Source organism: Bacteroidota bacterium, assembly GCA_037133915.1.
Taxonomy (GTDB): Bacteria; Bacteroidota; Bacteroidia; order Bacteroidales; family CAIWKO01; genus JBAXND01.
Genome location: JBAXND010000045.1, coordinates 1 through 13,861, shown reverse-complemented (window position 1 = coordinate 13,861; position 13,861 = coordinate 1). Strand labels below are relative to the sequence as shown.

6 protein-coding genes are annotated in these 13,861 nt (G+C 41.3%); all 6 read left to right on the top strand.

Annotated elements, in window-relative coordinates; all coding sequences use genetic code 11:
- Positions 1–142 precede the first annotated feature (142 nt).
- The 6 genes from WCM76_13180 to WCM76_13155 all read left to right on the top strand — a co-directional run bounded on the left by WCM76_13180 (position 143) and on the right by WCM76_13155 (position 13,575).
- On the top strand, positions 143–3,982 hold the full coding sequence (locus WCM76_13180; protein MEI6766579.1) for a PAS domain S-box protein: 3,840 nt from the start codon (positions 143–145) through the stop codon (positions 3,980–3,982).
- A 114-nt stretch (positions 3,983–4,096) separates the two neighbouring features.
- Positions 4,097–7,288 carry a PAS domain S-box protein gene (locus WCM76_13175; GenBank protein MEI6766578.1) on the top strand — a complete coding sequence of 1,064 codons (3,192 nt, stop codon included), beginning with the start codon at positions 4,097–4,099 and terminating at the stop codon, positions 7,286–7,288.
- Positions 7,289–7,320: 32 nt separating this feature from the next.
- Complete coding sequence (locus tag WCM76_13170; GenBank protein ID MEI6766577.1) at positions 7,321–11,052, top strand: PAS domain S-box protein; 3,732 nt, start codon at positions 7,321–7,323, stop codon at positions 11,050–11,052.
- Between the two features lie 69 nt (positions 11,053–11,121).
- Entirely contained in the window at positions 11,122–11,778 is a 657-nt protein-coding gene (locus WCM76_13165; protein MEI6766576.1) for a response regulator transcription factor, read from the top strand.
- A 20-nt stretch (positions 11,779–11,798) separates the two neighbouring features.
- Positions 11,799–12,002 carry a hypothetical protein gene (locus WCM76_13160; GenBank protein MEI6766575.1) on the top strand — a complete coding sequence of 68 codons (204 nt, stop codon included), beginning with the start codon at positions 11,799–11,801 and terminating at the stop codon, positions 12,000–12,002.
- A gap of 1,084 nt (positions 12,003–13,086) precedes the next feature.
- Positions 13,087–13,575, top strand: a complete 489-nt coding sequence (locus WCM76_13155; GenBank protein ID MEI6766574.1) for a hypothetical protein — start codon at positions 13,087–13,089, stop codon at positions 13,573–13,575.
- Positions 13,576–13,861 lie beyond the last annotated feature (286 nt).

Here is a 13,861-nt window from a genome sequence, read left to right as displayed (position 1 = left end):
TAAATATTTGTGCTGAAGCGCCCGGAGACGTTTCGGTTTTTTTAGGAGTTAAAATATGCATTATTATTCCATGCCAAGACTAAATAACGTTGTTTCCATTTCTATTTTTGATAATCGTTGTATAACTAAGTAATAAGGCATTATGGAAAATGAATACACTCACTCTTCAGTACACAAAGCACCCGGCAAAAAAAGGGGGAAGATTTTTTTTGTAGCCCATACCTTTATTATTTCTATTACTGTAATCCTTATTATATTGCTTACGGCCTATTTTTTCTATGGCTTTCAGCAAAAGAGGGCTGCACGTATCAAACACGCCGAAATTGAGGGTATAGGCAATCTTAAGGAGGACCAGGTTTCAAGCTGGCTGAAAGAACGAACAGACGATGCCGATTATTATTTCAACAATCATGATTTTGCATTAAAAACTTTTGCATTTGCCGCTGCACCTTTGAACACTGTACTGCTTAATAATATCAGCAATGAGCTGGCAACATTCCGGAAAAATCATCAATACGAGAATATTTTTCTGATTTCTTCAAAGGGTGAAGTCTTAGCAGATATTAAAGAAACCGGATATCCTTCCAATACGTTTTCATGGGATGCGTCCATGGATACGATTCATTCGCTTCATTTCCGCGATTTCTTTTTAAATCCTCAAACCGGAAAGCCTAACCTGGGTTTTTGGATTCCGTATTTTAAAAATAAAGAAGATAAACACTGGACAACCCTGCTTGTTATTCGTATTAATCCTGGAAAGTTGTTATACCCCTTGCTGGCCACCTGGCCGAATAAGAGCTTAACTTCCGAAACTACGCTTGCCAGAAAAGAGGGCGATAGTGTTGTTTATCTTAATAACCTCAGGTTTAAACCGAACTCTGCCCTGCATTTTAAATTGCCTTTATCACGAAGCGACCTGCCTGCTGCTCAGGCAGTAAATGGAAATACCGGCACATGGGAAGGAATTGATTACCGGGGTATGCCTGTACTGGCAGATATGCGCAAGGTGAAAAATACACCCTGGTATATGGTCAATAAAATTGATTTGAGTGAGGTATATTCCGATCTTGACCAGACGTTTATTCTGGTAGTACTATGGGTGATAGGGCTCATCATCATTTTTGTCGTCGTAATGATAATCAGGTGGCGAAGTATAAGAATGAAGAACCTGACCGATATTTACCGGAATGAAATCAGAGCCATGGAATCGGAAAAGGCACTTGAAACCCTTACTCAAAAACAAAATGCGTTGCTTAAGGTGCTGCCCGATCTGGTGTGGATAAAAGACATCAAGGGCATTTACAAGGAAGTGAATACGGTATTTTGCGATACATTTGGTTTGCGCGAAGATGAAATCGTTGGTAAATCGGATCTGGACTTATGGGACGCCAAGGAGGCGGAACGTGCCCGCAGTAGCGATCGCCAGGTAATTGATGCATTATCACCCCGGCGGTTTCTCTATAGTATTATCAACAGACATGGGGATGAGCTATGGATGGATGCCGTAAAATCGTTGATATACAATGATAGCGGTGAAATAATTGGTCTGATTGGGGTTGCTCGAGATATTACTGTGCAGGTAGAAAAAGAAGATGAAATAAAAAATCTGAACCGGATTTATGCAACCTTGTCTGAAATCAATCAGGCGGTTGTGAGAGTCAAAGACAAAGACAAGCTGTTTACGGATGTATGTCGTATTGCCGTTGAACATGGCGAATTTTGTCTGGCGTGGTTGGCTAAAGAAACGAGCACGGCAGGCTTGCCGGTTGCATTGGGTATTGAGGGCACCATGGAGGCTCATGCGCGGGAAATTGCCCGGAACTATGTGAGTGTTAAAATGTTGAATAGTGAAATTCAAACATTACTGAAAAGGGGGGATTATTATATATGCAACGACATCGATGCCGAGAGCGGCGATGTATTCAGCACCGGGAAATCAGGGGATGTCGGGTTTGCATCCTATGCTATATTTCCGTTGATAGTGAATGATGTTATGTTTGCCAACCTTGTCCTCTATTCAGAGAAGAAGGGCTGCTTCAATGCAAAGGAGCTGCAGCTACTGACAGAATTGTCGGGCGATATTTCATTCGCCATAGGTTATACCGAACAGGAAGAACTTCGTCGCGAGGCGGTTGATAAATTTCAACTTTCGTTTATGAATGCGCCTATGGGGATAAGTTTGACCTCTACCGATGGCAGATTTATACAGGTAAACGATGCTTTTTCATCTATGTTAGGTTATTCTCATGATGACTTAATGGAAATTCCTTTTGCAAGCATTACTTATCCCGACGATCGTAAAAAAAGTCTGGAATGGATGGCGCAAATGATCAGTGGAGCATTGACGGGACTGAATGCAGCCGAGAAAAGATACATTACAAAATCGGGGAGTTACATCTGGGTTGAAATCACCACTTCCATGATGTTTGATAAAGAAGGGAAGCCGCTTTATTTCATCACCATGGTTCAGGATATTACAGAAAAGAAGAAGAATGCGGAAACCCTGCGGCAAAGTACCGAGATGTTGCAGCTGGCTCAGCGCATTGCCCGCATTGGATCATGGACGTACGATTACATGAGCGGGGAATATGACCTTTCCGAGGAAATGTGCGATATTACGGGATTAAACCGCGATGCAAGCAGTCCGGTAGAAGATAAATACCTGACCACATTTGTTCCGGAAAACCAAAATGATTTTAGGGATTTGCTTTCTAAAGCAGTTGAAAAGTCAGGTGAATTCAAAGAGGTAATCAGCCTGGTAATGCCCGGTGGTGTGGCCCGACACATTCAGGTGCAGGGGATGCCGCTGAGAGACGATACAGGCGTAGCCGTTAAATTCTTTGGTGCTGTTCAGGACATCAGCGATAGGGTCCGGATTGAGGAAGAAGCCAGCATGGAGCGCGATCAGTTAAAAATGATTATGAATTCATTTCCGTATGGAGTGTACATCGTAAATAAGGAGTATGAAATAGAATATGTGAACCCTATGATAACCAAAGAATATGGTGTTGTGGGGACAAAAAAGTGCTATGAATACCTGCATGGAGGTAACAGACCCTGCATCTGGTGCAGAAACAAAGAAGTTTTTGAGGGGAAATCATTTACCTGGGAATGGACTTCGGAACGCAATGGGAAGACCTTTGAGGTGTTCGATACACTTTTCAAAAACCTGGACGGAAGTCTGTCAAAACTTGAGATATTCTTCGATATTACCCAGCGTAAACGTGCCGAAAATGAAATCATCAGTCTCAACCAGGAATTGGAATACAGGGTTGATGACCGCACCACCGAATTAGTGGCATACACCAAGGAGCTGGAAGCTTTCAGTTATTCGGTGTCGCACGATTTAAGAGCTCCTTTACGCGCCATACATGGTTTTGGCAATGCGCTGATAGAAGATTACGGAGACCAGCTTGATGAAACTGCCATGGGCTACCTTCAGCGGATGTCGAAAGGTGTTGAGCGCATGTCGGGCTTGATAGACGATTTGCTCAATCTGTCGATGATTACCCGCAAGGAAGTTCATTTTGAGGAGATAGATATTTCCAATATGGCGCTTGATGTTGTTGAAACACTTGGGTTTTCAGGAAACGCTCAGATTGAGGTTGCTGAAAAAATGTCAATATATGGTGACAAAGGTCTGGTTCGGATTGCCATGGAGAACCTTATCGGGAACGCTTATAAATATTCATCAAAAGATAATGTTGCAGAGATAAAAATAGGAGTGTACACCAAAGACGGCCGGGAATATATTTCAGTAAAAGATAACGGTGTTGGTTTTGATATGGAATATGCTCATAAGCTGTTCACACCTTTCCAGCGTTTGCATTCCGATGCTGAATTTAAAGGTACGGGGATAGGTTTGGCCATTGTGCAACGCATCATTAATAAGCATGGTGGCGAGATTTGGGCAGAATCGAAAATCGGAAGCGGCTCTACCTTTTATTTCCGTTTTTCGGACAGTAAACCCAATTATTCATAAAAATAACAGAACAGATTGCTGATAGAGTACTTTATTAAACTAAACTGAGTTTGAAAGAGTGGGAATGATTAATAACTCAAGTTCGTAAAGTCGAATTGAACGCATAGAACCATCATGAGTGAAGTAGAGAAATATACGGCATCGGAATCGGCGAATGCATTTATTGTACGGATGATGAATGAGCTTAATACAAATTCATCTGCTGATGCAATCTGTAATCTGATTGGTTCAAACCTGAATTCCTATCTGGGGAAATTTATTTCTATTACGGATTACCGCCGATCAGACGATAGTCTTGGGCTGCAGTCCATCTGGGGATTACAGAAATTCATTGGTAAAATTGCGTCAACAGCGGGTTTCGACCCTCTTAAAAAGAGATATTGTTACGAAACCCTTGATGAAAAGTATAAGCAACTGTTCACCGGGAATAATCTTGTACGGTTGCACGACGGCATCTATGATTTTGCACTGGGGCAACTGCCAAAAATGGTCGCCAATACAATTCAAAGTATTCTGGGTATAAAATACATTTACACTATCGGCTTCTTCTGGGATGAAAGGCATTACGGGGGTGTGAGTGTTTTTTCTGAAAATGAATTGAGCGCAGAAGAAATTTTTGTGATAGAATCGCTCACGAAACAAGTGTCGGTATTGCTTAGCCGGATAATGTTCGATAAGTATTTCATGGAAAGTGAAATGAAATACCGCCAGCTTTTTCAGGCAGAACCGGATGCTATTTTCATTTTTGACCGTGAGTCACAGCTTGTAATTGATGTTAATGATGCAGCTTGTGCACTCTACGGTTATAGCCGTGATGAATTTATTGGATTGCCTGTTATCAGAATCAGTAGCTCGCCATCAAGTGCAATATCCCTGCTCTCCAAGATGAAAACAGGAGAAAAAATGAACCTGTTGAGACGGAAGAATATCCGTAAAGACGGGTCGGAGTTTATTATAGATGCTGTTGCCACAATGTATGAGCTTGACGGGAAAGAAGTGCTCTGTTTTTCGGTACGTGACATTACCGAAATAATAAGTACTGAAAAGAAAATGACGGATAATATCCGCAGCCTTACCATTATTTCATGGATTACCAACTCACTGAATGAATGCGATACGGTTAAAGATATTCTTAAGACATTGGGAACCGGCCTATTCGAATTGGCACCCGATATTGTTTTTATTGTTTCCGAAATTGACCATGCCACCGGATATTCAACAATTCATAAAACGGTAGGACCCGGTTGGGTGCTGAAGGCTGCTTCGAAGTTTCTGAACATTGAATCCAAAGAATACAAGGTCAGGCTTGAGGATTTGAGACCAGAGGACCAAAAGAAGCTAAAGTCCGGTAAAATAGAAGAAGTTGAAGGCGGAATCTATCAGTTCTCTGTACGCAAGATAATGCAGCCTCTGGCGGTTGCGCTTGAAAAGATACTGGGAGTAAATAAAATTCATGCTATAGGTCTTAACCTCGACAATGAATATTACGGTGGTATCACCATGCTTTCGAAAAGAGAAATCAACAGGGAAGAAATGAATATCATGGAGATGCTTGTTCGTCAGGCAACGGTTCATATTTCCAAGATAGTTCAGAAAAGGGCCATTATTGAAAGTGAGGAAAGGTTCAGGTCGCTGGTTGAAAATGCTCCCGTGGCGGTTTTCGTTCAAACAGATGAGAAATTTGCGTATCTGAATAAAGCGACACTTGCGCTTTTCGAAGCGGATAGTCCCGATGCTTTAATGAATACCTGTATCTATGACCGTTTTCACAGCGATTTCAGAGAAATTGTTTGCGAAAGAATTAAGTTGCTGAACAACGAAAAGAAGAATGTGAGGGAACTGGAGGAGGTATGCCTGAAAATGGATGGTAGCAGCTTTGACGTTTACGTATCGGCAGTGCCGGTTGTATTTGGCGGAAAAAATGGCGCCATGTTTACCGTTGATTCACTCCGTGCCGTTAAAGATATCCTGAAAGCAGAAATGGCCCTTGAGGTAATTCCGGGAAATAATCCGGCGCGCTCAAGGCGGATAGAGGTGCAACAGCTTTGCCGTAATAAAAGTACGGTCTGGGTTGAGAGCCATGTAAGTTTTATCAGAGATACGGAGGGTAAGCCGGTTGGATTCCTCGGTGTAACCAGGAGTATTATGGAACGCAAGCTGGCTGAAGAAGCCTTGTCGCAATCGGAAGAACTGTACCGTACCCTTGTGCATGTTTCGCCTGATATTATTGTTATTGCCGACCTGAATGGTATTATCAGTTTTGTTTCGCCTCGTGCCAAAGAAATGATGCGCCAAAGCAATACCGAAGGTGTGGGGCAGAGTTTGCTTGATTGGCTTATGCCCGAATATCATGCACTGGCATCTGAGAACATAAAAAAAACATTTACCGGCGAAATGCCGCTTTCAAATATTTATAAGCTGAAAAGAGCTGATAATACTACTTTTTGGGGTGAAATAAACGGAGCGCCCCTATACGATAATGCCGGACGTCCCAAAGCTTTGGTGGCTGTTGTGCGTAATGTTACCAGGCGTGTTGAAGCGGAAGAACGAATCAGAAATATCAACATGGAGCTTGAGGCAAAAGTAAGGGAGCGGACAGCAAAACTTGAAATTCTGGCCAGCGACCTTGAATCTTTTTCTTACTCGGTTTCGCACGATTTGCGCACGCCCCTTCGGTCGCTCGACGGCTTTGCCAATATGTTACTTGATGATTATTCGGAACGCATTGATGATGAAGGCAAGCGTATGCTGAATAAAATCATCGGCAATGCCCATACCATGGGCACTTTAATAGATGATCTGCTGGAGTTTTCGCAGATAGGACGTAAGGAAATACGGTTGAAGCAGGTGGACATGAAAAAAATTGTTCATCAGGTATATGGCGAAATTCTTACTCCGGCTTTAATAGAAAAAACAACGATGACCGTAGGAGAACTTCCATTTGCCTATGGTGATGAAAAATTACTGAAACAGGTGTTTGTGAACCTGATTTCGAACGCCGTAAAATATTCTTCAAAAAAGGAGAAAATTGAAATAGAAGTGGGCGGATATGCAGAAAAGGGAGAAATTATTTATTTTGTGAGTGACAAAGGCGTTGGATTCGACATGCAGTATATTGATAAACTGTTTACAGTTTTTCAACGACTTCATCGTGCAACCGAGTTTGAAGGTACCGGAGTAGGGCTGGCGATCGTCAAACAAATTATTTCGAGGCATGGTGGCAGGGTGTGGGCCCGCGCAGAAAAGGATAAGGGTGCTGAATTTTATTTTTCTTTGCCGAAGCATGATGCAGTGCATGAAGTTTAACGTAAATTTGGGAAAAAAATAACAGGTTTTGCATGGAAAATTCATTAAGAGTTCTTGTGATTGAGGATATGGAAGATGACGCAATGCTTCTATTGCGTGAGATTCGAAAAGCCGGGTATGTTCTCAGCAGTCGCAGGGTTGATACTGAAGCCGATTTGCAGGCCGCACTAAAAGCCCAATCGTGGGATATCGTTTTTGCCGATTATGTTCTTCCGCAGTTTAGCGGTATCAGAGCAATTCAGGTTGTACGCGCTTTTTCGGCCGACCTGCCGTGTATTATGGTATCGGGGAAAGCCGGTGAAGAAACTGCCGTAGAGGCGATGAAAGCCGGTGCAACCGATTTTTTACTTAAAGGAAAACTTTCACGCATAGGTCCGGTAATAGAACGGGAGTTACGAGATGCCGCGTTGCGTAAAGAAAAAGCGAATATTGAAAAAGAACTAGACTTTAAAAGAGAACAATACCGAATACTTTTCGAAGCGGCTGACGATGCCATCTTTTTGCTCGACAATAACCATATTGCCGACTGCAACCGTATGACACTTGAATTATTCGGTTTGACTAAAGAAGAAGTGGTTGGCTGCACTCCTTATGAACTTTCACCAAAAATGCAGCCCGACGGGCAGAACTCTGAGGATGCCGCCACCGTTTGGATGAATAAAGCTCTGAGCGGTTCTCCACAACATTTTGAATGGGTATTAAAGAATGCTTCAGGGAATAATACTTACGTGGATATTTCGCTGAGCCCGCTGATGATGGAAGGAAAAAGCATGTTGCTTGCCATTCTCAGAGATATCAGCAAACGAAAACTCGATGAAGAAGTCATCCGAAAGAGCGAAGAAAAATACAGATTGCTGTTTTCGGAAATGCTGAGCGCTTTTTCATTACACGAGATTATTCTTGATGAAAATGGCGTTCCTGTTGATTATACGTTTCTGGATGTGAATCCTGCTTTTGAAAAGCATACAGGATTGAAAGCCGTTGATGTTATTGGTAAAACTGCAAAAGCTGTGCTGCCAAATATTGAACAATACTGGCTTGATGCCTACGGTTCGGTGGCACTCACCGGCAGGCCTATGGAGTTCGAGAACTATTCATCGGATTTAAAAAAATATTTTGACGTACGTGCATACGCTCCGGAACCGGGCAAATTTGCTGTTGCCTTTGATGATATCACTGAAAGGCGCAAAGCCCACGAATTGCTTGGCTTAAGCGAACAGAAATTTCGCTTTTTGGCTGAGCGCATGCGCGATATGGTGTGGACAACAGACCTTAATTTCAACACGACGTATGTCAGCCCTTCAGTAAAAAAAGTGTTGGGCTTTACTGTCGGAGAACGGTTGCAGCAGGATCCGCTGACAATGATGACGCCCGAGTCACATAAAAAAGCCACAGCACTTCTCGCTATGGAGATGATGTACGATCAGCAGGCTGAAACAGATAAGGAGCGTTCTGTAATTATTGAAATAGATTACTATCATAAAGACGGTCACATTGTTCCCATGGAATGCAATGTGAGCTTTGTGAGAAATGAAAATGAGAATATTATTGGTTTGTACGGTCTGGCACGCGATATAAGTTCACGTAAAATTAGTGAACGCAACCAGAAACTCGTTGCCAGTATACTTAACTTATTAAATCAGCCCGAAGAGCAGCAGAAAATTATTGAAACCATTCTGGAGCTGATACAGGAATCAACGGGTATTGAAGCTGTAGGTATCAGACTGAAAGAAGGGGAGGATTACCCGTTTCATGCTTTTAGCGGTTACCCTCAAGGTTATAAAGAAAATTTCGCGACGCTTATTACTCACAATAAGGATAATGAAATTGTGCGTGATGAAAGAGGTTGTGTTTACCTTGACTGTCTTTGCGGAAACGTAATCAGCGGATTTACGGACGACAGCTTGCCTGTATATACTAATGGCGGCAGTTTTATGCTGAATAGTTTGGAAGAGTTTGACAGCATAAAAGAAGAATTGCAATTTAAAGGTGATTTACGTGGGCATTGTATTCACGAAGGTTTTGAATCTATGGCCATGATACCGCTGAAAAGCGGAGGCGAAATTATTGGCATATTACAACTAAACGATCATCGGCCAAGGCAATTTACCGGTGAGATTATAAAGTTCTACGAAGAAATTGCCTCCAGTATCGGCATTGCGATGAAGCGTATGCAGGATATTGAAAATTTGAAAAAAGCCAGGGCAGAGGAAGTAAAACATCTTAAAACGCTGGAAATGCTCTCGAAAACGGCCATGGGTTTCGTGCAGCTCAAACATGAAGAAGATATGGGCGCCTTTATCGGGCGCAAGGTGTATGATTTAGCGCCCGACGCTACCGTAATTGTTGCTTCATATGAAAAAGATACGAAAATAATGAAGGGCGAAGCCCTTGTTGGAGCAGGCAAAAACAAAGACGGAAGTTTTAGCGGTATCCATATTCATGATTTATTGTTTGATGTGCCCGATTCTGTGTACGATTTTCTGTATAAAGGCAAACTCGACAAGCAAAACTGGCCGAAAACCATCAGCAGCATCGCATCGAAAAAAGATATTACTGATTCCTTCGCAGAATTTATTCGCGATAAAGATGTTTATAATGCCGGTTTGGTTGACAATAATCAACTGTTTGGTGCGCTCATTATCGTAAATCCCAAGGACAAGCTCATAAACCGACTGATACTCGAAACGCTCATCAGTCAGGCTGCCGTTGCCATCAATAAGCGTAATATTGTTACCGCGCTTAAACAAAGTGAAAACCGCTTCAGAAGCCTGTTTGAGAAAAATAATGATGTTATTTTTACCTTCGATAGCAAAGAAGCACTGAAATCTATCAATCCTATCGGCGAAAAGCTGATTACGGGAAAAATTACACCCAGTACAAAGCTGCAAACCATTCTTACTGCCGAATCGTACAGGAAATTGAAAAACAGCCTGAATAAAGCATACAGCGTAAAAGAGAAATACTGTTCCGAAGAAATTGAAATGTTTGCGCGTAACGGTAATATTTTATCCTTCCAGCTTAGCTTTTCCATTACTTATTACAATGATAAGCCGCTTGAATTATTCGGCATTGCACGAAATATTACACAAAATATTTTGTTTCAGAATCAGGTGCTCAGTAAAATTATTGAAACCGAAGAACGTGAGAAGAAATCATTTGCCGAAGAGTTGCACGACGGCCTGGGCGCCCTGTTGGCTACGATAAATATTTATGTAACGATGCTGCAAAAGCCCGAAAAGACGAAAGAACAGAAAGAAGCCTATCTGGAGCAATTAAAAAAACTGGTGCATGAAGCAGTTACCAATATTCGCCTTTTTGTAAATACGCTGACTCCCAATGTGCTCAGCGATTTTGGCCTTGTAACAGCGGCTAAACTGTTTGTCGATAAAATCAATATCACACGTCCCGGACTGATTGAATTTGATTCCCCGGCAAAATTCCCACGCTTTGATAAAATTATTGAGATAAATTTATACCGGATTTTGCTGGAGCTGATTAACAATACGATGAAGTACGCTGAGGCAAGTTCAATTAAAATAAAGTTATCACTCAAAGGGAAAAAACTACTGCTGCATTATGAAGATAACGGTAAAGGCTTTGATATTGAAGGCATACTGGCATCAAATTATTCAGGAATGGGCGTAAAAAATTTGTTTGCCCGGGTAAAATCTCTGAATGGAATAGTTGATTATATAAGTACACCCGGAAAAGGAACCAGGGTAGATATTGAGGTGGTTCATGCACCAAGTGACAAGAATTAAATATTATTGTATCTTTGAACGATTAATGATTATTATATTAGCTGAAGTCAAATTATAAAAACAGATTATATGGAAAAGATCAGGATACTCATTGTTGAGGATCAGGTTATCTTCAGAGGCGGGCTTACGCTGCTATTGCAGGATATGCCGGAGGTGGAAATAATTGGTGAAGCTGCAAACGGACAGGAGTTTTTGGATTTTGTAGCAAAAAAATTTCCGGATATCGTACTCATGGATATCAAAATGCCCGTGATGGATGGCATTGAAGCTACCCGTATTGCCGCGCAGAAATATCCTAAGCTGAAGATTTTGGTGTTATCCATGTTTGGAGAAGAAGAGTACCTTGTTAAGATGCTCGAAGCTGGAATCAGAGGTTTTCTGCTTAAAAATGTGGAGGAAGATGAACTTCGCAAAGCGATTACCATGGTGGCTCAGGATAAAAACTATTTCTCAACAGAGCTATTGCCGGCACTTACCAGCTCTTTTATGCGCAAAAAAGCATCGGATGAGGAGAAGGACGGCATGATGGAAAAGCTCACCAAAAGAGAAGTTGAGATACTCCAATATCTTTGCAAAGGATATACAAATAAAGAAATTGCAGAGGTTTGCTTCATCAGCCCACGCACTGCCGGCGGCCACCGAAATAACCTGCTTGAAAAAACAGGTTGCAAGAATACCGCAGGTTTGGTGAGCTACGCCATCAAAAATGGTCTTATTCAAATGTAGTTTTATTATTTTGGGGGACGATGAATTACAGGGATCTGATTGTAAAGTTGCTCAAGACAAGAGGAAGTATGAATGTTATAGAAAGCGCCCTGATGGCGGATTTCGCTAACCTTCCTGACCCGGATGCCGGGTTTGCCAAATGGTGCAAACTACATCATATCAAAGTTGAAAAAAACAACGATGAGAACTCAATTACACTAACACTCGATCCTCCCGTTCACTAGTAGATTCGAAATTTTTACAATAGTATATTTGTATCAATCCTGCCGATTACCTAAGACGGCAGGATTTTTTATTATCATAATTTTCTCTTTTCTGATTCAGTGTAACACATTACTGATTCATGCATTTTTTTATTCAATCTCATCTCAATGGGCAATACTAAGGCATTTTGCTTCACGGCAAATTTGACTTATTTTATTTCCGCTGCAAATTTCTTTTATGATCTTGAAAGTCCTGTTATTAAAGGATTGTATGAGATTTTGATATTGATTGATAAATAACTTGCTTGAAATTTATAAGTCAAATGTCCTGTCTTAAACCACCTTTTTCAGCATAAAAAATCAGGTGTTTCGAGCCTTGATATGGGCAATGACTCTGTTGTAATTTTGCTTTATCGAATACGTGTAATGAATTGAAGTCAGCATTATACTCAAAATTTTCTGGCATACTGAGTGAACTGAACGATAAACTTAAAAGACTAAAACAATGGGCTACAGGGAAATTATACTAATAGTGCTGAGCAGCAGAGAAAGCCTTATATGTAAAGAAGATCGCTTGCTGAATGACTTCAACTATAATGTGAACCCGCAAGTGAGCTTTCAGGCGTGGTGTAGCGACAACGCGATTGAATATAAGCGGCTGCAACAGAATATGATAAAGTTAAAGAAAGTCGGCGATAATTAAAATCAGGTTAATCAGCACATGAAAAAGCAGGTTAATTGACCTATAAAAAAACAGGGCATATAGCGCTTGAAACCGGCAGACTGATAGTAGTAATTTTGTATCATAAAGTTTGAATGAAATGGACGAACTGATAATCATAAAATTTTTAAAGAGCCTTAATTGCGAAGAAAGATTCAATGTAATTATCGGTCCGCAGCGTAAAATGATTGAAAGTAATTTGAAATGCCGGATATTAACTTTACCACTGAACAAACTGCCTTACTTGGGGTCCGATGCAGAATATTTCATGGTAACAGACAAAAATAAACACTTGTCGTATCTGGCAGTTCTTGAAAGAATAAACAACTAAACTGTAAATAGACTCAATAGAAAATAATCTAATACCTTATAATTATGAAAACGATGACAACAAAAACGAAAAAAACAGGCAAAAGCATTTTCAAAAGTGCAGCCATGTTATTCGCGGCCTTATTCATATTTACGATTACCTGTAGTGCACAGGCACCGGTGAATAATAATGCCGTTGTAAACACAGGTAATACCGATGAAAATCCGTCGGCGATTCGCTCAATGACTGCATTTACTGCTACATTGGCCGAAGGAACCGTTTACCTGAACTGGAAAATGAAAGGTGAAACCGCCAACAGCGTATACGCCGTTGAACGTTCATCTGACGGACAAACTTACGAAGCCATCAGTTACAAAGACGGAATCGGAACACCGGGTTCAAGCATGGAATTACTCTATTGCTCAAAAGATGAGAAGCCGCTTGCAGATCAATCTTACTACAGGATTAAACAATACCGTTCAGATGGTATTCTTTACAGTCAGGCAATAGGTGTAAAGGTAGAAAACACACAGCCCCTTTCAATGGGAACCGGCAACGAATAAACGGAACCAATTATAAACCCAAAAATAATTACAAAGAAACAGACACAAGAACAACTGAAAAACTAACAAAACTAAAACAACTTAGAGGTACCCGTGTTCATCCAGGATGTTCAGTAGGTACACGAGCCTGAAAGGGCGTTAAACCCGGAGACTAGGGGGGCAGGAATGTCCCCCGCTCCATTTTTATCCCTTCATTCTCACTATCCTCATCACAGTCACATCTTCATTAATCACAATTCTGAGCAAATACACGCCTTCAGCAAAACCAAGTGCATCGCGGTTTATC